This window comes from Pseudalkalibacillus sp. Hm43, assembly GCF_054170705.1.
Genome location: NZ_CM135129.1, coordinates 1,264,908 through 1,290,061 on the forward strand (window position 1 = coordinate 1,264,908; position 25,154 = coordinate 1,290,061).

A 25,154-nucleotide genomic window follows, 5' to 3' on the forward strand; every position below is an offset into this window, starting at 1 on the left:
TATCCCCAACCCCTAATATGTATGATTAATCGACATATTCTACATGTTACATTAGTTTGAATATTATGTAAATAATGGAATTTTGTATAGTTTATTAAAAAAATCTCCACAAAAAAACAACTGCCATAATCGGCAGTTGTTTTTAAGCAAGGTGACATTCAAGCCCCATCGGGCCCCATTCGGATTCAAAAATGAAGCCTGTCTCCGAATCGTAATCCAATGTCAGTTCCTCATCTAAATTTCGTTTTGTAAACAAGTCGATATGAAAGTCCATTCCATCCGAATGGATGACAATATCTCCTTTTCTGGAGTCATCCTCAATGAGCTTGAATTTCATCATCGTTCCGCATCCACCCTGCATTTCTGCATCGATGCGAAGAATCTTATCCTTTTCCAATGTCAGCTGTTTCAACTGTTGAAGCGCTTCTTCCGTGATCGTCAGATTCATCTTCTTCTCCTCCTCTGAGTCTCTTGACCAGACTGGACTTCGAGAACAAACGCTCTTTCACTTTCTGACCTGTCGGTGTAACAGCCAGCCCTCCGAGTGCTGTTTCTTTGAGAGCACGTGGCATGTTTTTACCTATATCATACATCGTATCAATCACTTCGTCACATGGAATCCGGCTTTCAACACCTGCAAGACCCATATCAGCGGAAGAGAAAGCAATGGATGTACCGATCACATTTCGCTTGATACATGGCACTTCAACAAGACCTGCTACCGGGTCACAAACGAGACCGAGCAGGGATTTCATCGCCATAGCTGTAGAATGGACGGCTTGACGTGGGGATCCACCCTTCAATTCAACGATGGTTCCGGCTGCCATTGCAGTCGCTGAACCGACTTCCGCCTGACAACCTCCTGCTGCACCTGAAATGAAGGAACGGTTCGCAATAATATATCCGAGCATACTTGCAGTGAATAGTCCCATTACGAGATCATCGTTATCAAGGTTTGTATTTTTCTTCAGTGAGAACAATACCCCTGGTAAAATCCCAGCTGCTCCAGCAGTTGGTGTCGCGACAATGACGCCCATCCGTGCGTTGCCTTCTGATGTTGCCATCGAGCATGCCATCGCATCACTGATGATTGAACCGGAAAGGACATCTCCCGCTTCGATATAGGCTTTCATTTTCACCGCATCGCCACCTGAAATGCCGCTTGGTGCTTCTGATGCGTCATGAAGTCCCTGTTCTACGGCATTCTCCATCTTCAGAAGGCGCTCTTTCATCATCTCGAAGATCTGTTCTTTCGATCTTCCCGATTTGATGTGTTCCTGATCAATCATTGCTTCAGCGATCGTTTTATTTTCTCGCTCACAATAATCGAGCAAATCAACAGTAGATTGAATATCCATACGGTTCACCTCCACAATTATCGACCAACTTGTTCAGTCATCGATTGCACAATCCGTTGTAAATCATCATGTGTACTTATAGAAAAGTCCACTTTATCATTGTTGATTCTAAAAATTTGGGACAGTCCTCCACCGACGGAAGCTCCCCCGATTTCAAGTGTACGTGACCCCGTTTTGACACGGAGAATCGCTACGTTCGGATGCTCAAACTCGCTGCAGTTCTCTTCAAAAGTAAATTCGTAAGTGAGATTGGCTTCCTCAGCCAGTTCATAAGCGTGTTTAATCCGTTCATCTTCGGTATCATAGCCAAGCAATCCACCTAGTAAAGCTTTATCCGTACCATGCCCCTGATACGTTTCTGCAAACGAATCGAAGAGCTGGATCTCAACTTCCTCCGGTACGCAGCCTAACAATTCGTATGCCGCTCTACCGATCCAAACTGCACCGGCTGTATGTGAACTGGACGGACCGACCATGATCGGTCCGATTATATCGAAACAACTGTTATAACCCATCGTAACGCCTCCTTTAATTTAGAGAACGAGTATATATAAAAAAACACATAAAAAGGACAAAGAAGGTGATTTCACCCGCTCTGTCCTTTTTACCTGAGAGTTTCATTCGTACCCCTTTGGTGGCTTTCGCTCTCTCCAGAGATGCGTCAGATCGTAGTTCATTTACCTGAGAGATTTGCTTCATGGTTTTTTGAAGCTTGCTCCTTCGGTGTCGGCTTCCTGCGCCCGACTCTCCCACGACCTTCATTCGCGCATATACATTTCTTCTTTCATTATGTCGGATTTCAGGCACATTTGTCAAAAGTTTTCTTCACAAACCGTAACCGCTTACATACCTTTCAACATTTGATTGGCTAAGTCTTTCAAAACTTCGATATGACGGTCTTTCTCGTAAGGTTCGCCTTCATACTTGTAGTTGATTGCAAAATGCACACCTTCTACTGACCAATGAAGCATGCTCGATTCCAGAGACTGATTGGTTTTAAACTCCGCTTTCACACCGTCGACCAGTTCTACAGTTTCAGTAATCCCTAGTTTGTAACGGCCATTTTCATAATCATCCGCCTCAATCATGATCCAGCCTTCATCTTCTTTTGAAACGGTTCTCAATTCAATCCGGATATCTTTCCCGTCTTTATCATTCCAATCTTTGATATCAAGGACCTGGAAAGGCTCTGCTTCAAATGGCAAGCTTTCGGGAAGTGTTACCCGATAAGGCAATGCTTTTAGAGCTGTTTCTGTAGAATTTGCTTCATAGGATGTCGGTATCGACTTTTTCATCTCTTCAGTCAGATCACCTTCAGCCTCCACCTCTTGTAAAAGCGAGGCATCCAGTGTATCAGGAGGAAAATCATTTCCGGGCACAAAGAACAATACAAATCCAATGACGCTCATAAAAACGACTGCGTGAGTCCACTTTCCCATCAAAATCCCCCTTGTTTTGTACAAATCTTCCATATGACCTACTTCTGTCCTGACCCCGAGAATCCTTTGTATCTGTATAGAATGAGTACGTTTTTACTAATGAATCTTCATATGTAGAAAAAACAGACCTGTTGTGAATCACAACAGGTCTGTTCAAATATTCATTACTATTCGCTAATCACTTCTGCTTCTAATTCAACATCCTTGATTTCTGCTTGAGGCATCAAGATCTCTTTCGCATTGAATTCTTTCAGTTCAGCATCTTTTGTTACACGGTTTGGCAAATCCGGGTTTGCGAGAGCACTTGTACCAAGGCTCACAAAGTCGGATTCCCCTTTTTCCAACAGAGATTCAGCTTTCTCTGGTTCACCAAGACCACCGTTTGCGATTGTCGGAAGACCACCGAATTCTTTCGCTGCAGCAGCCAACGTTTTCGTGCCCTCACCAAAACTGGATTCAGTTGCATCTCCGTCGGTCACGTGAATGTAATCAAGGGTCGTTTTTCCAAGTGTACGGAAAATGTATTCTGCATCTTCCTCTCCGTTCGGCCACTTGTAACCTTGATCGGCTACTTTTCCTTGAGAGATCCGGATTCCAACCATGTAATCGTTCCCGACCGCCTTTCTCACTTCTTCAATGACTTCTAGCGTCAGTTGAAGACGTGCCTCAAGAGAACCGCCATATTGGTCATCACGATGGTTCAAATAATCGGTCAAGAACTGATCGAGTAGGTAACCATTGGCACCATGGATTTCTACCCCGTCAAATCCAGCTTCCTTCGCGTACTTAGCAGCATCTACGAAAGCTTTCTTCACATCATTGATTTGTTCTCCTGTTATTTCCTTAGGCGTTTGGAATGGGCCAGAACCTCCATAAAACGGAAGCTGTTCTCCTTTTGGAGCAATAGCCGATGGTGCTATCGTTTCATCTGTATAACGGTTGCCTTGAGCTTGCCCGCCAGCATGCATGAGCTGGGCAATCATTTTCGCACCATGTGCTTGAACCGTTTCTACAATCGGCTTCCAGGCATGCATCTGTTTTTCATTCGCAAGTCCGGGTTGATTGTAGTATCCCTGGCTGTACGACTCATCCAGATAAAGCCCTTCAGAGATCACGGTACCGAATCCGCCTTCAGCATAACGCTCGTAATAGGCCTTCATTCGGTCGTTAGCCTGACCATCTTCATCAGCACTTACCCGTGTCATTGGGGCGACGATGTATCGGTTTTTCACGGAAACATTTCCTAATTTACCTTCTTGAAAAAGTTCGTTTGACATTGTATCCCTCTTTCTTTTTGTTAGTTATTTTACATTTTAAAGTTACCATGATGATATCAAGGATTCATAATAGGTCCAAATGTTACGCTTCAACGAGGTTAGGTTACCCTTATTATGCATATAAAAAAACACTCCAAACTCTGGAGTGTTTTCATGTTATGTATGGCTGGGCTAGCTGGATTCGAACCAACGCATGACGGAGTCAAAGTCCGTTGCCTTACCGCTTGGCTATAGCCCAACGACCACATTTTCTAGTATGAAGTTATCGTTCGATTTTATACTCCCATTATACAAAATTTCTTTGAAAATCTCTACACGTATGAGGGCATTTGTACGTGGGTAAATTAACACGGAGGTGATTGCACAATGAAATTGGTCGACGAAATATATGACACGTTCAAATTCCACTTCTCAGCCGATGAAGAGGACATCTACCCGATTGTGTTCGGCATCCTGGATTCAAAAAGTAAAGAAGAGATCTTCGACCATCTCGATGAGTTGGCACATGAAGATCTCGCTGAAATGGTGACGCTCTATGTATTGGAACAACTGCAGAAAAAGCTGGCGGAAGAAGGAATAGGTAGAGTAACGCTAGGACAAGATTACACCGACGATTATTTGCAATAATCATACTGATTCGTTCATCTCGTTTGTACCTTCGTTTATCTTTTTCTTATGTTCGATAAACCAAGGTAACAATAAACCGAGGAACGCTGAGGAAACTCCATCATGTCCCTCCATATATAAGTTGAGTGCCAACATGAATCCGGTCAATCCGAAAACCCCTGCCATCAACCAATAAATCCTTCTAGTCAAAATGACTTTTTGCCAGGTTATGATCAACTGTATGAAAAAGAATATCCCTAAAAAAATGCGCTCCAATATATATTCGCTTAGATCCACCCCGATCGGTTTGATCAACCACTGAAGCAGGAGCAACAGGACGACGAGCTCCCAATTGATATACTTTTTCATATGGATCAAATAATGGTTTCCTCTTTCACTTTCCCATATCCTAATGCTTCTAGAGCAAGCTGCAGTGTCGTATAGATATTCAAGTCGTTCAACTCGATTCCCAGATTGACGGCTGTAATCGCTACTGCTGATCGGATGCCTGTAATGGCCGTTTTCACACCGAGCAAGCGTAGGGTTTTGACCAGTTGGAAGAGATGCTGTGCAACCATCGTATCTACTACACTCACACCAGAAAGATCGATGATGATTCGATCAAGCTTCAATTCCTCGCAACGCTCAATTGCACGTTCTTGAATATGCTTCGCCCGATTCGTATCAATATCTCCTATGATCGGCAAAACAGCTATTCCATCAAATAGTGGAACGACGGGTACAGAAAGTTCAAGTAGCGTGTCCTGATAACGAAGGGCTACTTCAATGTTGTATTCTACATAACTTTTGCTGTAACCATAGACCGCTTGATCGAGGATTGGATCCAATCGGTTCGCAATCTGAATGATCTGATCATTCGTCAGCGCTTCAGTTTGTGCAAAATCAGCAATGTAAGCCCAGAGGACTTGCCGATAATAGGGTGTATTTCTCAAAGCTTCAGATATCGGAGCATCCAATACCACTGCTTTCTTCCCCTTTTCAGATCCCCATCGGATGATTTCTTCGTATTCATCTTCTCTATCATTAGGCAGGTGTTCAGCGATGAGAGTGATCATTTCGACCGCTCTTTCCTTCAGCGATTCCTCGGAAAAGAACTCATTTTCTGTATCCATGTTGTTCATGCGTAAAGATACAATATCATCAGCGATTTTCAGTTTATGTTCAATTAATTGTTCAGATAGTTTTTCCACTTTGCGTTTGTCTTGAATATGATTCGGCATTTTATTTCCCCTTCTTTTCTACTATATTTCGACTAACTACTTCGTTACTATATTCATAATCCCTTCCTACATTCTAAAATCGTTCACGGCGAATTAAAAGGGTTTTTCCTAAGTAACTTCGAATGACTGAAAGGAGACTACAAAAATGAGGTGTAAATATGTCAGAACTAGAGAAGGTCTATCTTGAAGAGATCAGAGAGAACTACAGAGGGCTGAAAAAGCAAGCAGAAAGGGTTTTCGATCAACTCAGTACCGAGGAGCTTGCTTGGACACCGAATGAAGAATCGAACAGTATTGCAATCTTGATTAAACATATGAGTGGCAATATGAAGTCGAGATGGACCGACTTCCTTACTACAGATGGTGAAAAACCGGACCGTTATCGAGATAACGAATTCATTGATGATATGGAAACGCAGGAACATATGCTAGAGGTTTGGGAAGAAGGCTGGGGTGTCTTATTCAATACGCTCAATTCCTTGACGGAAGCGGACTTGTTGAAGACGGTCTACATACGAAGCGAACCGCATACCGTCATTAAAGCATTGCAGCGCCAAGTCACCCATTACGCAGCACACGTTGGTCAGATCATCTATATCGGTAAACTCGCCAAAAACAAAGAATGGAACACACTAAGCATTCCAAGAGGAAAATCCGAAGAATACAAGTAGGTGCCAGGCACCAATCAGAAACTGTTGCGTTTCAACGGTTCTGTTTCGGTGCCTGGTACGTTAATGGAGGTTTCGATGTCGCGAATGAAGTGCTCCCTTTCGTATTCGTTCTTCAAGAGGAGTCTGACGTTTCTCCGCTTTTTCAAGAATTTTTTCAGCTTCTGGTCCTTTTCCATCAATGCATCAAAATCATTTCCATACAATCGGCTGAACCATTGCTCCTTTTTCAAACGGTCGATGTTCCGTTGAAGTTTGCTCTTTTCTGGCATGAACCAGAAAAGGAATTCTCCAAAAGCTTCTAATAATAGGAAGAACAATTCAAAAGCCACCGCTAATCTCCTCCAATCAAGGTTTCCGGGCAGATAAGATGAGGACTACAGGAATCCTACTTCTACGTTCATATTCTTCTGTTTGGCTGAAGAACCGTTCATCCGGCGTTCCTTCTTTCAAGCCTTCCAATTGAAAGCCTGCTTGCAATATTTCGGTTATGTATTGCTCCGTCGTCCTATGGTATTTTGTCACCATCTGATCCATCCATGGTTCTGTGCGCTCCCCTATTTTGAAATAATCATCTACGATCCAGTTTTCACGTTTCCCACCGCTTGCGCTCTTCATTGAAGCTGTTATGACAGGGTGCTGCACACTGAAAACGAAACGACCTCCATGGGTTAAGCTATGAAACACCTTTTCAAACACAGGCTGTACGTCTTTCAGGTAATGAAAAACGAGCCGGGACACAACCAGGTCATAATGGTTTTGTTGAAGTTTCAATCCTTCTAAAGAGCGGCATTGGAATTCTACTCGTGTATCCTCGAAACCCTTTCTTGCTAGTTCAACCATCCGTTCCGATCCATCAATTCCGTGATAGTGCACTGCGCCTCTTTCAAGTAACTCTTTTCCAAACAAACCGTCTCCGCAGCCGAGATCGAGAATCCGATCTCCTTTTGGACTGCCAATTAAATCATTGATTGCAGGTCCTTCAAGAACATTGTTCGGACTTTCCGAACGATTCCTCCGCTTTTGGAACTGGTTGAAAAATTGTTCATTTTCATAAAAAGTAGATCCGTTCATCCATATTCAGCTCCCTATCTAACCTTATTTACGACTGTTGTAGCCAAAAGTTCCCATAAAAAAGCTTGGCTAAGCCAAGCTACTTAAAAATCAAATCTAAGAATAGTGTCGTTCCAGCAACTGAAAATCCTTTGTCTTTTGGATCTCAATCTGATGTGCAATTGCAAACTGTTCCAGTTTAGCACAGTACGTTTTAGGTTCAAAGTCAATCAATCGGATATTCTTTCCCTGTCGAATATGAATGACCGCACTTTTCCTCGTCCAACTCGTTCTTTTGAATGTAATTTTTCTGATTTGCTCAGGTTTGATCGTTTTTTTATAGATGGCATATTTAAAGATGAGTACCTCGAACTTTAAGTTTTGCTCATATATTTGAATAATAAAATTAAAAGAGCTAACGAGATATGTAAGCAGAAATACTGCCAGGAGATAATACCAGCCGTAAGTCTGTAAAACGAACGTATAGAGAGGAACAAATACGAGCATGAAGTAAGGAGAGATGCTAGATTTATATGTGTCCATCCTATTCACCTACTGAGTCTTTTCGGAAGATCGAATGACATCTACCTCGACTTCCACTTCCTGATCCTGATCATTTTCTAAAAGTTCAAGGACGTGTGGGTTCGCTTCCTTTCCTTCAATATCCTGCTCAAATAAAGCCAACAATTCATTATACAGTTCAATTGAAGGTTCTTTTAATTGATAAAAGTCCCTTCCTAATCCATCTTCTATTTCAGTTAGAACTAGTCGTCCGTCATTCAATACAAGCAATGTTGTACTTGGTACTTCCTCCGTCGTTTCAACCATCAAATCAATCGATTCATATTCAGGTTTATTCCTGAGCATATGGATCTTTTTCATTTCCTCTGTTGAAGCTTTCATTAATTGTTTATCGTTAATGAGTTCAATTACAGACTGGATCTGAGCATCTTCTTTCGTCCTGACAGTCGGCCGATCCAGAACACTAACCTGAATTTCTTCCGTCTTCTTAATCTCGAAAAACGTGCTACTCTCAACCATTTTGTCAGAACAACCAACGCTCAACACCATTAAAATAACACCTAAAAAACCTGACACAAGCCTTTTCTTCAAAACCTCACCACCATAATTTTCCTAATACGCCTACCAAAATCATTCTATCATACCTGTGTCATAATTTGGATAATTCTAAATACAATTGCTCATTCCTAACACCTTTCCAGAAACTATGATAAAATTTGCCTAGAGGAGGGTTATACATATGAAAACATTTGAAGAAAAGTTAGATCAATATGCACAATTGGTAGTCAAGGTCGGACTGAATATTCAAGAAGGACAACGCTTGTTGATCCTTTCTCCGATCGAAGCCAAGGATTTCACTCGTAAGGTAACCAAGTACGCTTATGAGAATGGATGTAAGCGTGTCATGGTGAACTGGGTCGATACAGCTACGACTCGCATCCATTTGGAAAATGCACCTGAAGAGACGGTGAAAGATAACCTGCAACCATGGGATATCGACAAGTTCAACAGCTTGTCTGAACACAACGATGCGATGTTGAACATTACAGGTGATGATCCAAACGCCTATGCTGGTGTTACACCTGAGCGTCTCATGTGGGTGCAAAAGGACAAAGGAGAAAAGCTTCAAGCGTTCTCTAAAGCTCAATTGAACGGTGACATGCATTGGGCGATTGCTGGTGTACCAACAGCTGGTTGGGCGAAAAGTGTATTCCCAGAAAGAAGTGAAGAAGAAGCGATCGAAGCACTATGGGATGCGATTTTCCACACGGTACGGATTGACCAGGAAGATCCGGTCGCTGCATGGGAAGAGCATGGTAAGACGTTGACGGAAAAGGTCGACTACTTGAATGAAAAACGTTTTAAATCGTTGCATTACACATCTGAAGGTACAGACCTTCGCATCGATTTACACCCGGATCACCTCTGGATCGGCGGTGGTCACACGTCTACATTTGGAACATCTTATATTCCGAATCTCCCAACTGAAGAAGTATTCACGACCCCACATAAAAATGGCGTCAACGGAACAGTAGCGAGCAAGAAACCTCTATCTGCAATGGGGAATCTCATTGATAACTTCAGCCTGACGTTTGAAGATGGTAAAGTTGTAGATTTCTCAGCTGAAAAAGGTTATGAGACGCTGGAACAGCTGTTGAACATTGATGAAGGTATGAAATTCCTTGGGGAAGTCGCATTGGTACCATACGATTCTCCAATCTCGAATTCCGGCATCATTTTCAACAACACACTTTATGATGAAAATGCAGCTTGTCACCTTGCAATCGGAACGTCCATTACGATGTCCGTGAAGGATGTCGGTCATTTGAAGAAGGAAGAACTAGAAGAGATCGGTGTCAACCAAAGTCGTGGACACACCGACTTCATGATCGGGTCTGCTGACCTTGATATCGTCGCGGAAACGCAAGACGGTGAGAAAGTGCAACTCTTCAAAGATGGCAACTGGGCTATCTAAATAACTATGAAAGAGGCTAACCCTTGGGCTAGCCTCTTTTTCATGCAAAATCGAAGACTTCGAGATTATGATTTTGATTGACTTGGACGATTTTCCCTTTGCCGAAGGTCCCTTGCTTCGCTTTGTAATGGCAGGTTCTACAATAAGAGTAGGCGAGATCCGGAGGATAACCTTCTTTCAAGAATTCTTGGACGGACTGGATGTGAAAGCAATTCGGACATTGAAAGTACCATTTCCGCTTTTCTTTTCCGAACAGCACAAGGCCATGCATTTCCCATTCATACAACGAATATTTCAGCATCGTAAGGATACACCATCCTCTACTCATTGTGATCTTATTCAAAAACCTTATCGTCACCCTAAATCATAGAAGAACATTATTAAACTTGTTTTAATGAATCATGTGGATTTGATTACAGGGAAGAAGTGTAAAGAAAACTTGATAAGCCTAGACTTTTGGCGAAGGCATATTTGCACATATACTGAAGAAAGTATTTAAACTTTCTTCAGTGAAAATAGACAGCTACTCGAACCGTAGCTGTCTACCTTCTCTCCCCATTTTTCCCTCGACCTCTCGTTTATGTATGCTGTTGTCTTATCATGATCCGTTCCTTTAAACGTGAGGATTGTGTTCATTGAATGAATAAGCACCTGTTGTTTCCATGATGAATGCTTGCTCTAAATTCATCATTTCTGATAATGGACGTTCCATTTCCCTCTGCTGGAGACTCATCAGATGTCTGTATTGTGCTGCCCGGTTGACTTTGGATTCCATTGCGGCTCGGCTGATTTGGACTGGGACTGTCGTCTTGTTGCGCAGTACGACTGAGCTGCTCTCAGCAGTAACAGAAAGGATTTCTTTTATATACTCGTGTGCAAACCATATACAGGCTTCACTCTTAGGAGATTGAGTCGGAAAGAAATAGATGCCTGATCGGTTGCAAACGACAATCGGAACCATCCGATTATATTTCGTCAAATGTGAGGCTCCTTCCACCCTTCCTTGATAACTCGATCCGTAATAGAGACAACTGTTGTTGATGATTTCCATCGGTTTCTGTGCAACGACCAAATCCTGACCAAGCTCCGATACCAGTGAGTATAGATGACCATGCTCATTATAATGCGGTAAGATGACCATCGTTTCTCCATTGATCAAATACTCATGTTTTTCAACCTTCTCCATTCATATCCCCCTCGAATTGAACTTTTTTTGAAGGTCTAAGGTGCTCATCCATCCCTCCTCCCTGTTGATTAGACCTATAGTACCATATAATGGAATTAAAATGTATGATTATTTAAATTTTTTGTTAAAATTTAATATATTTAATATTATTAGAGTGAAAAAGAAAGAAACATGCTGAATACATGTTCCTTCATTGAGCCTTATGTGGTTGATAATCTGCTTGTAAAACACTCATTATGTATGAATCTTGCCACTTCCCGTTGTGGAAACGTGCCTCCCTCAGACGGCCTTCCTGAATGAATCCCAGTTTTTTATACATTTGGATTGCGCGTTCGTTGTCTGCAAACACCCGCAAGGACAATCTATGCATGTTCATTTCCGCGAAAACGTATTCCATCATCAGCTCCATGGCTTCATAACCGATGCCTTTTCCTCTATACTCCGCTTCGCATAGTGCAATATAGCATTCTACATTTTTATGGTAGTGATTGATGTTGAACAATCCAAGATAGCCGACCGGCTTTCGATCCTCTAAATGTTCAATGATGTAATTTCTCCGGTTGTCCGCCCCTAACAAACTTTGGAGATTCTTTTCGACCTCTTCGAGGGATTGTAGTTCGATGAATGGATTCACCAACGGCGCAATTTCCATATCATTCTGCCAGCGATGATAATGCTCTGCATCCCCCAGTGTCATTTTCCTTAAACAAACTTGTTCTCCTCTGAACAGCATGGCTCCGCCTCTTTTCTTAAGATTGGATTGGTTCTTTTGGAACGGATGAAATAGGGACACTTGCTTCAATGTAGCTTCTGATTAATTTCCAATCACCGTTCATTTGTTTGAAAGTATCAGTGAAAAAATGTGCAGATTGGACCTTAATACCATCAAGTTCTAATGTCACCCAGAAAGATATGAGCATTTCACCTCGCCGAAGCGGCATCCTATTCACCTCATGAAAGTCCCATTTAACTTCTTTATCTTGAAAGGCCTCGAATGCTTTTTTCCATCCTTTTATGGACTCCGCATACCCGTAATCCTGAACAAGAAATTCACCATCAATTTCTCGGACTTCTCTTGCCTGAAAATCTTTCCAGGTGCTCAGTTCGATGACCTCCAGAGAGCAATTTCTCCATCCAGTTATGTATTCTTCAAGGAATGTGTCGAATTCCTTCAAGCTTTAACCCCTCCTTTTTACCCACCCCCATTACTTTCGATTCATGACACGAAATTCCTCTAATTAGGTCAGCTATGAGTAGCTGAAATCTACAGAAATCCCAATTTCCAACCACGCTCACATAAAAAAAGCTGTGTTCTCACACAGCTTTTTCATCACTTTTAAGCACATGTTCAGTTTCACGTAATCCTTTGATCATTTTTACAGCGATCCATATAAGTAGCCCCAAACAAATGAAAGCATAGATGCCGACATAAGGACCGACCATTTGGATCTCAGCAACCGCTTGTGAGAAATCCAATTCACTTCCTCCATCTACCGTAGCGGAGGAGAAGGCGATCAAGTTATTCAAGGCATGACAGAGAATCGGAACCCAGATGTTCTGTGTTTTCAAGTAAAAGATACTCAAAAATACACCCATGGTAAAATGACCGATCATACCGCTGTTCATATGGATCAAACTGAAGATCGCAGATGAAATCAGAATTCCGGCAACAGTACCGAACCTCACCCGAAGCTTCTGCAGCAACGTCGCTCTGAAGACCAATTCCTCCACGATAGGAGCAACCAGTACGACGAGCAGGAACGAAGGAATTGTCGTCGATGCCATGAATGAGCTTGTGGACATATTATCCTCTAAAATATCAAAAAGAAAATCCGGTACGATCAAAGAAAAAAGATAAAACAAAAATACCGCGATGGAAAGGGAAAACGTCAAATGAAACAGGGTAAACCCCAATTTCTTCACTAGCCCATCGGACTTCCGGATCGGCTGGAACACAGATTTCAATTGAAGATCATTTTTCCGATAAGCCCGTTTCAGCCATAGAAGCTGAACCGCGTATATCGCAAATTGACTGAACAGGATCACACTCGTAAGTGCTGATGGTCCATTCTTCATGACATAGAAGAAGCCCCCACCGAAAAGAACAACTCCGGTCAAGATCATCCAAAGAATCAGATAGCGGAATTTCACACCACGGTACGCAGGATTCATCAGCGGGCCTCTGCTTTCTCCTGAAGGACTTCTTCTGCCCTCCTCAGGCTTTCTACGAGATACTCTGGTGCTCTCGGGTCAGCGGCTATTTCTTCGTAAGTCATCCACCAGACGCCATCCACTTCATCTTTACTCTTCGCGTAGGCTTCGCCACTTTCATGCTCACATAAGAAGACGATATCGACGACATGGATATCGTCACCTACCGTAAAGGAAGTACTATGTACGTATGTCATTTCACTTTTCACATGAATACCAACTTCTTCAAGGACTTCACTTTGGACCGTCCTTTCCAAGATGTCGGATAGATTGCCTTCCGGTTCGACTTTTCCACCGACCAAGGAGAGCAGCCCCCCAGCATGCTCTTCCTTTTCACTGCGCTTAATGATCAACCAGCGCCCATTTTTGTAAATTGCACCCTCGACATTTACAATGAATCGATCCATACCTTACCCCCACGTGCTAATCGTTTTTCTTGTTCCTCTTCTTTTTCTCTGTAACGATCGCCAAATACAAGACTCCGATAAGGCCCATTAGACCAAAGGCTAATGCAACGATATCGGCAGTGTTGTACGGTTTATAATAGAAGAAATTCGAAATAACAATGACACCAAGTACGATGAACAGAACCCAGTGCCCATATTGACAGAATAGTTTTTTCAAAAGTTAAAACCTCTCTATTTGTACGTGCCTGACCAATGCCCATCGTCCGATTTTTTGAAATCGGTTGTTCTCACATCGGTTATTTTCCACGCATTGAATCCATCCTCGACTAAATGAAAAACAGCTTTTCCAGTGTAATTCCCTTCATGGATGTAGTTGTCTTTTTTAGCGGCAGATGGGTCATATCGTACGATTTCAAACGAGACAAATACCATCTTAACATGAGGATGGATATTTGACATACTTTCTTGATAGATGATCAATTGTTGGATGTGCGGCTCCAAAAAATGTTCAGTTTCAGTCGTGATTTTGAATACAGGGAAACCATAAAATTTCGGCCCCTGAATTAACTCCTTCAATTGATTACGCTGATCGGTCGTGATTTCTTCACTGTTTTCTAAATTCAGCATGATATCTTTCACTTCTTGAACAGGAGTGACCATTATAACATGATGGTACACTAAATAGAGAATGAAAATAATAGAAAGTAGAATCAACATAGATTTCAGAAGCTTCATCATACAACTCTCTTTTTTTGGCGTACGACTTTTATATCGGTCAGCAGGTGCCTATTTTTCACATTATTTCAAAAAAAGCAATTGACCCTTACGTTACGTCATAGCTTACGATTAATCTTGAGGTGATTGAGATGTATAAAGTGAAAGATGTTTCGAACATCGTTGGCGTCAGTGTGCGCACACTCCACTACTATGACCAGATTGAATTGTTGCAGCCAGAATCCATTACCCCGGCCGGGTATCGACTTTATACAGATCGAAACCTCGAGCGACTTCAGCAAATCTTGTTTTTCAAGGAGATCGGTTTCCCACTTACAAAAATCAAGGAAATACTCGACAGGCCTGATTTTGACCGGATGCATGCGTTACATGCTCACAAGGAAATTTTACTGGAGAAAAAGAAACGGATCGAAGAGATGCTCAGCACGGTCGACCAGACGATCCACTCAATTGAAGGAGGAACGAAAATGAACGAAGAGGATATGTTCAAAGGCTTTGATATGAAGGAAATTGAAGAACATCAGAAGAAATATTCCGATGAAGCGAAACAGAAATATGGAAAAGAGATCGTGGAGACGGCAGAAAAAAGAACAGCCAAATACACGAAGGAAGATTGGGTACGGATCCAACAAGAAAATAATGACATTTACAGAAAGATTGCCGATCGGATGCATGCTGGACCTTCTGACCCTGAAGTCCAACAAGCGGTATCCGACTGGAGACAGCATATTACAGACCATTATTATGACTGCACGCTTGAAATCTTCAGAGGACTCGGTGATTTATACGTGAACGATGAGCGCTTCACGAAGAACATCGACAAATTCAAACCTGGATTAGCCGCTTTCATGAGGGAAGCGATGCACATTTATTGTGATCAACAAGAAAGTTAAACCTACAAGAGCTGCCTCTCACCTATTCAGGTGGTAGGCAGCTCTCCTTTTATATTTCTAGCGTTAATAATTGTTGTGGACCGATTTTTCCCATCTTCCGTTTACCATGATCCACAAAGCCACAAGACTGATAGAGCTTTTGCGCGGCAATGTTTTTCTCATTTACGGCTAAAACGACTTCCCTTACTTCAGGAAAGTTCGTTCGGACATAATCCGGCAGAAGTTTCAGTCCTCTCTTTGCATAACCTTTTCCTTGATGATTCGTATCAATAGAAAAAGCAATCAGCAATAATCCGTTCTTTTCATCCGTATACTGCTCCACACGCTCTCCTGCTTGTAATACGAAAAATCCGACAGGGTAATCCTCTGAAAGGATGATGACAGGATGACGGGTAGCGTCCTCCTTTGCCAACCGAATCATTTCCTCAGGATAAGCCGTGAATCGTAGTTGTTCGTCAGGAAGATAAAAGGAAAATAAAGCCTTGTCATATATGGGACTGTACGAAATCAACTGAACATTCTTTACCGATTTCAGCATGTGCGAAAGAACTCCTTTTTATCCGAAAAGTGCTCCGATGAAAACAATGAAGGTGAGCATGATGGACAGTGCTCCAGTCATCAGAACCGTTGAAATCGTCCGAGCTGCAGACTTCCAATTGTCCACTCCGATTGTGCCGACGACTCCTATGATAAAAGTAAACACAACACATCCGAAAATCAAGGGATAGCCGAGAGACTGTGGCAAATACGCTTCAAAGAATACTTGAGTCAAAAACCACACGACACACACCAGCATAAGTAAGAAGGACCCGATATTCAGAAAAGAACCCATTACAATCCCCTCCTTATTCGCGTTACTTTTATATTTAATCTATTCGCTTCTTTTCTTCTAATATCCTTTAACGAATGAAAGTCAAATACCGCTATGGAAAAACAAAAAAGAAGCGGTTCCTCCAAGGAAGAACCACTTTCAACAAAATACCTCTTCAATTCACTGCGTTCATGATCAAAATCGTGACGGTGATGATACCGATCGTGTACATCCCGAACTGGAGCATCAATCCAATCGCTTTTTCAGGTGACATACCCATTTCCCCTTTCAGTATTGACCTTCTCAAGGACCCGCAGTGTCACAACTTTGTCTCTTATGTACTAGGATGTCTGAATCAAGCTTGTCTCAAACACGCAAAAAGCATTTTTCAATGTTTCTTTTTTATGACGGAGAAGGATGTTGACAGTGAGAAGTATTCTCAACTATGATAGGAATATAAGTGATAATGATTCTCAATTTCAAATAAAATAAATACATAAGGAGCGATGATGATGAAACGGGTTTTGATACTATTCGCAAGTATGTCAGGAAATACCGAGGATATGGCGGACCTCATCGAACAAGGGATGAGTGACCAGAACGTGGAGATTGTGAAAAAGCAAATCGAAATTGACGAGATTGCTGTAGAAGAATTAAAGGATTTCCACGGAATCCTCTTCGGATCCTACACGTGGGGTGATGGCGACTTGCCAGATGAATTAGAGGATTTTTATGATGAATTGGATGTATTGAATTTCACGGGTATTCGGGCAGCGACATTCGGCTCTTGTGACTCGATGTATCCGAAGTATGGCGCTGCAGTCGATATTCTTAGTGACAAACTTCATGAACTCGGGGCGGAAATCATCCTAGGCGGGTTGAAAGTGGAACTCACACCAGAAGACGAAGAAGTAGAAAGATGTAAGCAGTTCGGCAAGACATTTGCGGAACTATTATGTAAAGAGAGTGTACAATCTTAAAACGAACTCTCCCTTCATATTTCTATCCCTCCTACAATATATTTCTTATTCAGGGGGTATGGAAACATGTGGAAAGGACTAGATGAGACACTGAATGGCATATTGTCCTATCCGGATGAAATGCTATCCATCATTCAAAACGGGTTACAGAAAAACACCAAACCAAAGCATGTAATGATCCTGGGTGCTGGCATGGCCGGACTCGTTGCAGGTTCGTTATTGAAGCGAGCCGGTCATACAGTTTCCATTTTGGAAGGAAATAGTCGAGTCGGCGGAAGGATTTTTACCATGCGTCAACCGTTCTCAGAAGGGAATTATTTTGAGGCTGGTGCCATGCGAATTCCGGAAACCCATGTACTTGTTTTAGAATTGATCAAACGTTTCAAGCTCCCTTTGAATCCGTTCATCAACTCGACTCCCTATGACATCATTTACGTGAACGGAATCCTTACGAGACGCTACCTATATGATAAGGATCCTGACGTTTTGAAATACCCTGTAGGAGATAAATACAAAAAGCAGACTGCATTGAATATTTTTTTGGAAGCCGTGCAGCCTTTTTTTGATTTGTATACGAATGCATCCCCTGAAGAACGGATCCGACTGAAAAAGAAATACGATTCGTATTCTTTCGGTTCGTTCTTGAAAAACAACCCCTTTGGAAAGTCTCTGGATGCCTCTACGGTCCATCTCATACAAATCTTGTTGGGTATTGAAGGTTTTCCGGAGTTATCATTCGTCGATATCATCACCGACATCGTGTCGAACTTATTCAGCAGTGATTTGAAATACTATGAGATCATTGGCGGGAATGATCGACTCCCCTGGTCATTCATGAAAGAACTCTCCAGCAATCTCTATCTCTACGAAAATGTTACTGATATCAAACAATATGACAAATCTGTTGTTGTTTCTACTGTTGATCCAAGAACCGGAAAAAGAAGCGGAATACAAGCAGATTATGCCATCACGACAATTCCCTTCTCCGTCTTCCAGTTCATCAACATTGAACCTTTTTCATCCATCTCGTTCGAAAAAAGAACCGCCATTCAAACGATGCACTATGTTCCTGCAACGAAAATAGGACTTGAGTTCGGTTATAAGTTCTGGGAAAAAGACCAGTTGTTCGGTGGCAGTATGACAACGGACTTCCCACTCCAATTCGCTTATTATCCGAGTCATAACATCGGTAAACCAGGTCCAGGAGTGATGTTGGGCAGTTACAGTTGGGAAGATAATGCGGCGTTGTGGGATGCACTACCAGAAGACCGCAGGATTCAGGAAGCGCTTCAAATGCTTGCCAGAGTCCACGGTCCAGTTGTGTTTCAGACCTTCCGGAAAGGCGCGTCTTTCAGTTGGGCTCAAAACCCATTCTCTGGTGGCTGCTTCACTTTGTTCAAGCCTTATCAATATTCAGAGTTTGGTCAGGTGATCAAACAGCCTGAAGGTCGACTTCACTTTGCCGGTGAACATACCTCCTCTTTTCACGGGTGGATTGAAGGGGCAATCGAATCCGGCGTTCGAACTGCTTTTGAAGTGAACGCACGTGATTGACCCTTTTCCGTCTTTTCTATTTTTTGGTATAGTGGAATTCATAGGGGGGATGGAAAATGAAGATTTCTAGACTAGTATTACTTGCTATGGTGATCGGTTCCATCAATTTGGGGCTATACGCACACCGTATGTATACGACAGGGGAACTCGGCTACAGCATCACGCTTGTTGTATTGTCACTCTTCTTTATAGGATTGACGATTTTCGGAATTTTACGGAACATCAAGCTTTCTCAAAGTGAATGACTGTGTGATTGAAGAAAATGAGCCACCTGTGCTCGATGGTGTTGATCGTGCTCAACCATTCCTGATACATAATCGGGAAGACTGATGACAGTCTTCCCAATTTTCAAAGTCCAATCACTGTTATCTCTAGCCAATGATCCATAGATTCTTCCATTCAATCAGCCTCCAACTCTACTTGTCAGCAAGATTGTAAATCACCTAGTAAGACTTCTGTAATCGCTTGTTGGAGATTACCTTTCACTATTGCTTTACCCTTAAACGAAAGCCCCTCTCTCACCATCTTACTCGCAATATCGGCACGAGTTCCTGTAATGATCGCTTCACATCCCATTAAAGAAATACCATCAATGACTTTAAGCAAGTGATGGGTGACGGAACCCTCCATGTCGACCACACCTGACAAGTCAATAATCAGGGTTTGGATTCTGCCTCTACCTACTTCAGCCAAAACCTTATCTTCTATCGTCTCGGAACGATATCCATCCATTGTTCCAATTAACGGGAATATTGCTGTGTTTGAACTGATTGGTATGATTTGGACAGATAGGTTTTCCACCAGCTCCCGTTCAGCTTCAAGAAGCTTATCTTTATAAGTAGAATAACTGATAAAAAATACATTCAGGAATTTGTCGATCTGTTCATTGATTGTTTTTTCAAGTGCATAAAATTCTTCTATACGATCTGATTTATCTTGCGCAACATCATATCTATATAGAAAACTCCATAACGTTCTACGTATTGCGTGAATCCAATCGAGTTTAAACATCAATGTCATGGAATATTTCGCCCACACGATTCCTTCTTGTTCAGCAAATTTCTCAAGATCTTCGGTTTGCTGTTCCACCACATAACCGATAAGTTTATGGGCGTTTTCAATCAAATTGATGTTACCGATCATCTGGATTTCTTCGATTTTACCTCTTACATTTTCAGCTTCTGAGAGCAAGTTTTCTTCGATTTCTTTTTGATGTTGATTAAAGAATTCCTTGATTTGTTGTCCTTCTTGCAAAACTAAACTCATATCAATCACATCCCAATATCTAGATTTAGGCTAGTCATGTAAATGGTTTACTTTATTTTAGCAAAGTCTGATAATTCCGCAAATTTTTTATGGTCGTGTGGAATCCAGAATCTCAAGACAGCTCATAGTGATGTCATTACCCTGCCAAGATATCTTCTTTCGGATAGCGAATATTTTCAAGACTGTGTCTGGACAATGTAAAAGCAAGCGTCAACGGCCCAAGTTTTCCAAGGAACATGATGAAGATGATCATAAATTTGCCGAACATCGTAAGATCCCCGGTCAAACCCATCGATAGTCCCACGGTACCAAACGCCGAAAAGACTTCAAATATGATGTGCAAAATCGGTGCATTCTCAGTCATGCTCAACAATAAGATTGCAGTGAACACGAACGTCAATCCGATCGTTGAGATCGCTAATGCTTTTACGAGTAGATAAAAATCGATCGTTCTCCGCAAGATAACGATTTCATACTTGCCTTTCAAGAAAGTGAAAACGGCGAACGTGATAATCAGGAATGTCGTCAGCTTGATTCCCCCAGCTGTTGATGCACTACCTCCACCAACAAACATGAGCAACAGCATGAAAAAGATGGACGGATCCTCCATACTGCCGATATCCAACGTATTGAATCCGGCCGTTCGTGGCGTTACCGCCTGGAAGTAGGATGCTAGGATCTTCTCTCCTGATGATAGCTGACCGATTGTAGCTGGATTATTGGATTCGAATATGAAAATGATTAGAAAAGCAACGATGTTGATGATGAAAGAACCGATGATCATCAACTTCGAATGAAGGCTCAGATTCCGGAAGTTCTTACTGTGCCAAAAATCTGTGAGAACCGTGAATCCGATTCCACCTGTTATGAACACGGCCGTGATGACGATGTTGACCACCGGATCGCCGACAAATCCCATCAAGCTGTCTGACCAAATTGAAAATCCTGCATTATTAAAAGCGGAAATGGAGTGGAACACAGCAGCATAAAAGCCTTTCCCCCATCCCATCACTGGACCCCAATGAAGGGTCAAGAAAAGTACCGCAACAGACTCGATGGCAATGGAAAAGATGAATAGTCTTTTCACGAGCAAGATGACGCCGCCTATGGACGTCTGGTTGAGTGCCTGTTGCACGAGCAATCGATGTTTCATGCCGATTTTTTTCCCGATCATGATGAAGATCAATACGGCAAAGGACATGATTCCAAGACCGCCGATTTGGATCAGTGCCAGGATGACAATCTCACCGAACAGAGTAAAAACCGTTCCTGGATCGATTGTGACGAGACCTGTCACGGTCATGGCGGACGTCGAAAGGAACAGTGCATCCGTCCAGCTGACTGTCTCTTCGGTTGCAAACGGAAGCTTCAATAACAATGTTCCTAGTAAGATAAAAGCTAGGAACATGAGCACCAAAAATTGTGGCGGTGTGATATTCAGTTTTCTCGGTAACCATTTCATAGGCTACAATCCCCGATCCTCAAATCGTTTTAAATCATCATTCGTTCCGATGATGATGAGCGTATCCCCTTCATGGAGTTCCACTTCCGCAGACGGGGAAACCATGATTTCAACGCCTTTTTTGATCCCAACAACATTGCACCCGTACTTCGCCCGAATATCCAAATGTCCGAGCGTCTTTTTATGGACTTTATGGGTTGCGATCAGTTCAACGATACTATGATCAGGTGATAGCTCGATGTAATCGATGATCTTTTCAGAAACGACATGGTGCGCAAGTCGCTTCGCAATATCCCGTTCTGGGTGGATGATCCGGTCTGCACCGATCTTCTCGAGTACCATGCGGTGATATTTCGATTGCGCTTTTGCCCAGACCGTCTTGACACCAATCTCTTTCAGGACGAGTGTCGTCAATATGCTCGATTGGATGTCATCTCCTAAGGAAACGATGACCAGATCGAAGTTCCGGACACCAAGCGATTTCAACACGCCTTCATCCGTCGAATCTGCTACAACGGCATGCGTCGCAAATGAAGAATACGCGTCCACTCTGTCTTCGTTGCGATCGATTGCTAGTATCTCTGTATTCAACTCAGCGAACTCCTTACACAAACTTCCTCCGAAATTCCCGAGTCCGATTAGTCCGATTTGTTTCAGTCGAGTGGCCATAATCCATTTCCCTTCCTACCGGTTATTCCTATTTTGCCTGTATTTAACAATAACTATGATGATTTTTTACGCATACAAAAAACCACAGAGGTAAGACACCCGTGGTCAATAAAGTGGTTCGATCACTGTTATCATCCTCTCCTTATACGCTTACGAGGTTAGCTGTCGGATTCGGGCGTAAAGAGTCGCCCTACCTCTTTCTAACAAGAGGATTCACCCCAAGTGATGACTTCCCATCACATCAAGAATTGGTTCCCCCGCTTTTTTCAAATTCAGCGTTATGGATCAAAAACTATTTGATTGAGATGAACATAATAATACGCCTCTCAAACTCCCGATGTAAAGTGGATTTTCCCACCAAATTTATCCGAATTCATTCATTTGTCGTCATTTAATATGAATTAGATTCTCTTTTCTAATCCTTAGAAGATATTAATCGATGTTGCACTGTTTTTCAATACATTCTGTTGTTTTTTTGGATGCTTTACAGGATTTTTAAAAATCTTATGGAAAGGGTTAGGATAGATTTTTTATGGAAGAAGGCATGATGATGACCACACAACAGATTGGTAACGTCGAAAGCCTGCATGTGAAGTGTTATGCAGGAGACATGTATTTGAATTACTTCCTCTACTATGTGGATGGAATGCTGGTGGACACAGGCCCGAAGAGCTGCGCAAGTGAAATCCACCCATTTCTAGAAACGAAAAAGATCAATACAGTCGCGTTGACACATTTTCATGAAGACCATACCGGGAATGCTCGATGGGTTCAGGAGCAGATGAATCCGGAGATTTACATCCATCCCATGGCGATGGAAATCTGTGCGAGAGACGGGGAATATCCTGATTACCGGAATGAGTTCTGGGGTCCGAGGGAAGGGTTTGAGGCTAAGCCGATTCGAACGAGCGTTCAGTCAGATAAGTTGGAATGGGAAGCGATTCATACGCCCGGCCATTCTCGAGATCACCTTGTATTCTTTAATGCTAAAACCGGTATGCTGTTCTCCGGTGATTTGTTTGTCACACCGAAGCCGAAAATTTCAATGTGGCAAGAATCCATTCCAACCGTCATGGATTCGATCCGAACCGTGTTGACGTATGATATCGGGGAGATGTTCTGCGCACATGCAGGGTACATTGCGGATGGGCGTAAAATTTTAGAGAAGAAGCTGGATTATCTGGTGAGGACACATGAAGAAATTCAGCATTTGTATGGGAGAGGGCTATCTGTGGAAGAGATTGATGCTCAGTTGTATCCTGAATCCTCACCGCTCAAGTACATATCAAAGAGAGAATGGGATTCCAAGCACTTCGTCCGATCGATGGTGATGGATGAGCCGAGTTTGAGGTAAAACGCTCTTTCTGTCCTTCATTTTTGGTTTTCCGCTTTTTCAGGGACAGAATCAATAAAGAAAAGACTGGCGATTGCGCCAGTCTTCCCATTTTCCAATTACTTTTCTTCATATCCGTTTACTACGAGGTCCAATTTACCTGTATCAGGCGCGATGACGAGACCATGCACTGGAGTTCCCTCTGGAAGTAGCGGATGGTTTTTCACGATTTCCACGCTATCCTGAACACTCTCTTCAACACTGTCGAATCCTTCGAGCCAACCTTCAAGATCAAGCCCTGCATTTTCGAGGGTTCTTAGCGTATCCGCAGAAACGCCTCGCTCCTGGAACTTCTTGATCATTTTCTCAGGATCGACACTCGACATGCCGCATTGGTGATGACCAATGACGAACACCTCGTCCGCATTTAGTTCATAAACGGCTACTAGAATGCTGCGCATGACACTGTCGAACTGATCCGTTACGATCGCACCGGCATTTTTGACGGATTTGAAGTCACCGTTTTGCAAGTTCATCGCTTTTGGAAGAAGCTCAACTAGACGTGTATCCATACAAGAAAGGATGACCATCTTTTTGTTGGGCAGATTTGATGTTTCGTAGGGTTCATAGCCCTTCTCTTTTACAAAGGACTCATTAAACTCCAAGATTTCATTCAATAATTGCATATTCTTCTCCCTCTCTTCTACTAAATTCACTCTACTTCAACTATACCAATTTTACGTGCGAGTGTCATTTGAAGCTCTTGCGGGGTGGCGATCATGGATTTTCAACGAGATTGGGGTGCGCAAGACCACTTCCAAAACTTTCATACGAACTTAATATTCTTCATATATAATATAAATAGATGAAAGGTGGAATGCGGAATGTATCGTTTTTCTTCCATTTGTGTGTTTTGTGGTTCAAGTTTCGGGACAAGCAATCTCTACAAGGAAGAGGTCAAAAAGCTAGGCAAACTATTGGCGAAAAACAACATCAAGCTAATCTACGGCGGTGGGAATTCCGGTCTGATGGGTGTTCTGGCACATGAGGTCATGGAAAACAATGGTGAAGCGACAGGCATCATTCCGAGGAGGATTTTTGAGAATGTCGATCATCTGGAACTGACTGAGCTGAAAGTCGTTGACAGCATGCATGAGCGAAAAGCAATGATGTATGAGCTGGCAGATGCTTTCATCGCCCTACCAGGAGGCATCGGAACGATGGAAGAGATGTTCGAAGTGATGACCTGGAATCAGATCGGCTATCATTTAAAGCCGCTCGGCATATTTAACATCGACCACTACTATGATCCACTCAAGGAAATGATCCAGCATATGTCCGAAGAAGGATTCGTTCAGAAGCAGCATTTGGATCAGACCATTTTTGAAGACGACGCTGAAAAACTATTAAACCGACTCAACTCACAAGAAATCACAGAAATGAATAAGTGGAATTGACTGAGAAACTTGCCGATTAGGTGAGTTTCTTTTTTACATATAAATGGGATC

General features: G+C 42.5%; 35 protein-coding genes, 1 tRNA gene and 2 riboswitches. Of the genes, 9 read left to right on the plus strand and 27 right to left on the minus strand.

The window, feature by feature from the left end; translation table 11 throughout:
• Positions 1–142: 142 nt before the first annotated feature.
• From ACXQIQ_RS06640 to ACXQIQ_RS06665, 6 genes are all read right to left on the minus strand, one after another.
• Positions 143–448: an iron-sulfur cluster biosynthesis family protein gene (locus ACXQIQ_RS06640; RefSeq protein WP_439299551.1), complete on the minus strand. Its 306-nt coding sequence runs from the start codon at positions 446–448 to the stop codon at positions 143–145.
• On the minus strand, positions 384–1,358 hold the full coding sequence (gene sdaAA / locus ACXQIQ_RS06645; protein WP_439299550.1) for an L-serine ammonia-lyase, iron-sulfur-dependent, subunit alpha: 975 nt from the start codon (positions 1,356–1,358) through the stop codon (positions 384–386). The genes ACXQIQ_RS06640 and sdaAA overlap by 65 nt, the downstream gene beginning before the upstream one ends.
• A gap of 17 nt (positions 1,359–1,375) precedes the next feature.
• Complete coding sequence (locus tag ACXQIQ_RS06650) at positions 1,376–1,873, minus strand: serine dehydratase beta chain (RefSeq protein ID WP_439299549.1); 498 nt, start codon at positions 1,871–1,873, stop codon at positions 1,376–1,378.
• A 144-nt stretch (positions 1,874–2,017) separates the two neighbouring features.
• Positions 2,018–2,120, minus strand: a riboswitch (glycine riboswitch).
• An 80-nt stretch (positions 2,121–2,200) separates the two neighbouring features.
• A complete protein-coding gene (locus ACXQIQ_RS06655) occupies positions 2,201–2,797 on the minus strand; it encodes a hypothetical protein (protein ID WP_439299548.1) in 597 nt (198 codons plus the stop codon).
• Positions 2,798–2,964: 167 nt separating this feature from the next.
• Positions 2,965–4,074: an oxidoreductase gene (locus ACXQIQ_RS06660; RefSeq protein ID WP_439299547.1), complete on the minus strand. Its 1,110-nt coding sequence runs from the start codon at positions 4,072–4,074 to the stop codon at positions 2,965–2,967.
• 163 nt (positions 4,075–4,237) lie between these two features.
• A tRNA-Gln gene (locus tag ACXQIQ_RS06665) sits at positions 4,238–4,312 on the minus strand.
• A 128-nt stretch (positions 4,313–4,440) separates the two neighbouring features.
• Here ACXQIQ_RS06665 and ACXQIQ_RS06670 point away from each other — a divergent pair.
• Positions 4,441–4,701, plus strand: a complete 261-nt coding sequence (locus tag ACXQIQ_RS06670) for a DUF6154 family protein (RefSeq protein ID WP_439299546.1) — start codon at positions 4,441–4,443, stop codon at positions 4,699–4,701.
• Here ACXQIQ_RS06670 and ACXQIQ_RS06675 read toward each other — a convergent pair whose 3' ends face one another.
• Both ACXQIQ_RS06675 and ACXQIQ_RS06680 read right to left on the minus strand, forming a co-directional pair.
• Positions 4,702–5,058 carry a hypothetical protein gene (locus ACXQIQ_RS06675; protein WP_439299545.1) on the minus strand — a complete coding sequence of 119 codons (357 nt, stop codon included), beginning with the start codon at positions 5,056–5,058 and terminating at the stop codon, positions 4,702–4,704. It lies immediately after the preceding gene.
• A complete protein-coding gene (locus tag ACXQIQ_RS06680) occupies positions 5,055–5,921 on the minus strand; it encodes an STAS domain-containing protein (protein WP_439299544.1) in 867 nt (288 codons plus the stop codon). Before ACXQIQ_RS06680 ends, ACXQIQ_RS06675 begins: the two co-directional genes overlap by 4 nt.
• A 158-nt stretch (positions 5,922–6,079) precedes the next feature.
• Between ACXQIQ_RS06680 and ACXQIQ_RS06685 the strand changes: the two genes are divergently transcribed.
• Positions 6,080–6,592, plus strand: coding sequence for a DUF1572 family protein (locus tag ACXQIQ_RS06685; protein ID WP_439299543.1), 513 nt, complete (start codon positions 6,080–6,082; stop codon positions 6,590–6,592).
• A 14-nt stretch (positions 6,593–6,606) separates the two neighbouring features.
• Here the strand turns inward: ACXQIQ_RS06685 and ACXQIQ_RS06690 are convergent, their stop codons facing one another.
• The 4 genes from ACXQIQ_RS06690 to ACXQIQ_RS06705 form a co-directional block, all read right to left on the minus strand.
• Positions 6,607–6,921, minus strand: a complete 315-nt coding sequence (locus ACXQIQ_RS06690) for a hypothetical protein (protein WP_439299542.1) — start codon at positions 6,919–6,921, stop codon at positions 6,607–6,609.
• A 16-nt stretch (positions 6,922–6,937) separates the two neighbouring features.
• Entirely contained in the window at positions 6,938–7,663 is a 726-nt protein-coding gene (locus ACXQIQ_RS06695) for a class I SAM-dependent DNA methyltransferase (protein ID WP_439299541.1), read from the minus strand.
• 96 nt (positions 7,664–7,759) lie between these two features.
• Entirely contained in the window at positions 7,760–8,185 is a 426-nt protein-coding gene (locus ACXQIQ_RS06700) for a hypothetical protein (protein WP_439299540.1), read from the minus strand.
• Positions 8,186–8,194: 9 nt separating this feature from the next.
• Positions 8,195–8,713, minus strand: a complete 519-nt coding sequence (locus tag ACXQIQ_RS06705) for a hypothetical protein (protein ID WP_439299539.1) — start codon at positions 8,711–8,713, stop codon at positions 8,195–8,197.
• Between the two features lie 190 nt (positions 8,714–8,903).
• Between ACXQIQ_RS06705 and ACXQIQ_RS06710 the strand changes: the two genes are divergently transcribed.
• Positions 8,904–10,139, plus strand: coding sequence for an aminopeptidase (locus tag ACXQIQ_RS06710; RefSeq protein ID WP_439299538.1), 1,236 nt, complete (start codon positions 8,904–8,906; stop codon positions 10,137–10,139).
• Positions 10,140–10,179: 40 nt separating this feature from the next.
• Here the strand turns inward: ACXQIQ_RS06710 and ACXQIQ_RS06715 are convergent, their stop codons facing one another.
• From ACXQIQ_RS06715 to ACXQIQ_RS06750, 8 genes are all read right to left on the minus strand, one after another.
• Complete coding sequence (locus tag ACXQIQ_RS06715; protein ID WP_439299537.1) at positions 10,180–10,440, minus strand: VVA0879 family protein; 261 nt, start codon at positions 10,438–10,440, stop codon at positions 10,180–10,182.
• Between the two features lie 312 nt (positions 10,441–10,752).
• Positions 10,753–11,325, minus strand: coding sequence for a competence protein ComK (locus tag ACXQIQ_RS06720; protein WP_439299536.1), 573 nt, complete (start codon positions 11,323–11,325; stop codon positions 10,753–10,755).
• A 190-nt stretch (positions 11,326–11,515) separates the two neighbouring features.
• On the minus strand, positions 11,516–12,058 hold the full coding sequence (locus ACXQIQ_RS06725; protein WP_439299535.1) for a GNAT family N-acetyltransferase: 543 nt from the start codon (positions 12,056–12,058) through the stop codon (positions 11,516–11,518).
• 16 nt (positions 12,059–12,074) lie between these two features.
• Positions 12,075–12,500, minus strand: a complete 426-nt coding sequence (locus tag ACXQIQ_RS06730) for a hypothetical protein (RefSeq protein ID WP_439299534.1) — start codon at positions 12,498–12,500, stop codon at positions 12,075–12,077.
• 139 nt (positions 12,501–12,639) lie between these two features.
• Positions 12,640–13,497, minus strand: a complete 858-nt coding sequence (locus tag ACXQIQ_RS06735; protein ID WP_439299533.1) for a CPBP family intramembrane glutamic endopeptidase — start codon at positions 13,495–13,497, stop codon at positions 12,640–12,642.
• Complete coding sequence (locus ACXQIQ_RS06740) at positions 13,497–13,943, minus strand: NUDIX hydrolase (RefSeq protein ID WP_439299532.1); 447 nt, start codon at positions 13,941–13,943, stop codon at positions 13,497–13,499. The genes ACXQIQ_RS06735 and ACXQIQ_RS06740 overlap by 1 nt, the downstream gene beginning before the upstream one ends.
• Before the next feature lie 16 nt (positions 13,944–13,959).
• Positions 13,960–14,160, minus strand: a complete 201-nt coding sequence (locus ACXQIQ_RS06745; RefSeq protein WP_439299531.1) for a hypothetical protein — start codon at positions 14,158–14,160, stop codon at positions 13,960–13,962.
• Between the two features lie 14 nt (positions 14,161–14,174).
• Entirely contained in the window at positions 14,175–14,681 is a 507-nt protein-coding gene (locus ACXQIQ_RS06750; RefSeq protein WP_439299530.1) for a hypothetical protein, read from the minus strand.
• Positions 14,682–14,809: 128 nt separating this feature from the next.
• Here ACXQIQ_RS06750 and ACXQIQ_RS06755 point away from each other — a divergent pair, with 128 nt between their 5' ends.
• Positions 14,810–15,571, plus strand: a complete 762-nt coding sequence (locus ACXQIQ_RS06755; RefSeq protein ID WP_439299529.1) for a MerR family transcriptional regulator — start codon at positions 14,810–14,812, stop codon at positions 15,569–15,571.
• A gap of 49 nt (positions 15,572–15,620) precedes the next feature.
• Here the strand turns inward: ACXQIQ_RS06755 and ACXQIQ_RS06760 are convergent, their stop codons facing one another.
• From ACXQIQ_RS06760 to ACXQIQ_RS06770, 3 genes are all read right to left on the minus strand, one after another.
• Positions 15,621–16,109 (minus strand): GNAT family N-acetyltransferase, encoded by a 489-nt coding sequence (locus tag ACXQIQ_RS06760; protein WP_439299528.1) that lies wholly within the window; start codon positions 16,107–16,109, stop codon positions 15,621–15,623.
• A gap of 18 nt (positions 16,110–16,127) precedes the next feature.
• Positions 16,128–16,403 (minus strand): hypothetical protein, encoded by a 276-nt coding sequence (locus ACXQIQ_RS06765; protein WP_439299527.1) that lies wholly within the window; start codon positions 16,401–16,403, stop codon positions 16,128–16,130.
• A 154-nt stretch (positions 16,404–16,557) separates the two neighbouring features.
• A complete protein-coding gene (locus ACXQIQ_RS06770; RefSeq protein WP_439299526.1) occupies positions 16,558–16,656 on the minus strand; it encodes a putative holin-like toxin in 99 nt (32 codons plus the stop codon).
• A 238-nt stretch (positions 16,657–16,894) separates the two neighbouring features.
• On the opposite strand from ACXQIQ_RS06770, the gene ACXQIQ_RS06775 reads away from it, so the two are divergent.
• The 3 genes from ACXQIQ_RS06775 to ACXQIQ_RS06785 all read left to right on the plus strand — a co-directional run bounded on the left by ACXQIQ_RS06775 (position 16,895) and on the right by ACXQIQ_RS06785 (position 19,161).
• Positions 16,895–17,362, plus strand: coding sequence for a flavodoxin (locus tag ACXQIQ_RS06775; RefSeq protein WP_439299525.1), 468 nt, complete (start codon positions 16,895–16,897; stop codon positions 17,360–17,362).
• 66 nt (positions 17,363–17,428) lie between these two features.
• Positions 17,429–18,916 (plus strand): flavin monoamine oxidase family protein, encoded by a 1,488-nt coding sequence (locus ACXQIQ_RS06780; protein WP_439299524.1) that lies wholly within the window; start codon positions 17,429–17,431, stop codon positions 18,914–18,916.
• A gap of 56 nt (positions 18,917–18,972) precedes the next feature.
• Positions 18,973–19,161 carry a hypothetical protein gene (locus tag ACXQIQ_RS06785; protein WP_439299523.1) on the plus strand — a complete coding sequence of 63 codons (189 nt, stop codon included), beginning with the start codon at positions 18,973–18,975 and terminating at the stop codon, positions 19,159–19,161.
• Positions 19,162–19,339: 178 nt separating this feature from the next.
• On the opposite strand, the gene ACXQIQ_RS06790 is transcribed toward ACXQIQ_RS06785, so the two are convergent.
• From ACXQIQ_RS06790 to ACXQIQ_RS06800, 3 genes are all read right to left on the minus strand, one after another.
• Entirely contained in the window at positions 19,340–20,182 is an 843-nt protein-coding gene (locus tag ACXQIQ_RS06790) for an STAS domain-containing protein (protein ID WP_439299522.1), read from the minus strand.
• A 136-nt stretch (positions 20,183–20,318) separates the two neighbouring features.
• Positions 20,319–21,644, minus strand: coding sequence for a TrkH family potassium uptake protein (locus ACXQIQ_RS06795; RefSeq protein ID WP_439299521.1), 1,326 nt, complete (start codon positions 21,642–21,644; stop codon positions 20,319–20,321).
• Positions 21,645–21,647: 3 nt separating this feature from the next.
• Positions 21,648–22,313 (minus strand): potassium channel family protein, encoded by a 666-nt coding sequence (locus tag ACXQIQ_RS06800; RefSeq protein ID WP_439299520.1) that lies wholly within the window; start codon positions 22,311–22,313, stop codon positions 21,648–21,650.
• Positions 22,314–22,444: 131 nt separating this feature from the next.
• A riboswitch (cyclic di-AMP (ydaO/yuaA leader) is annotated at positions 22,445–22,601 on the minus strand.
• 244 nt (positions 22,602–22,845) lie between these two features.
• Here ACXQIQ_RS06800 and ACXQIQ_RS06805 point away from each other — a divergent pair.
• Positions 22,846–23,667, plus strand: a complete 822-nt coding sequence (locus ACXQIQ_RS06805; protein ID WP_439299519.1) for an MBL fold metallo-hydrolase — start codon at positions 22,846–22,848, stop codon at positions 23,665–23,667.
• 98 nt (positions 23,668–23,765) lie between these two features.
• On the opposite strand, the gene ACXQIQ_RS06810 is transcribed toward ACXQIQ_RS06805, so the two are convergent.
• Positions 23,766–24,332 (minus strand): beta-class carbonic anhydrase, encoded by a 567-nt coding sequence (locus ACXQIQ_RS06810; protein WP_439299518.1) that lies wholly within the window; start codon positions 24,330–24,332, stop codon positions 23,766–23,768.
• 198 nt (positions 24,333–24,530) lie between these two features.
• On the opposite strand from ACXQIQ_RS06810, the gene ACXQIQ_RS06815 reads away from it, so the two are divergent.
• The gene (locus ACXQIQ_RS06815) at positions 24,531–25,103 is read left to right on the plus strand and encodes an LOG family protein (RefSeq protein ID WP_439299517.1); all 573 of its coding nucleotides are present in this window, start codon (positions 24,531–24,533) and stop codon (positions 25,101–25,103) included.
• Positions 25,104–25,154: the final 51 nt, after the last annotated feature.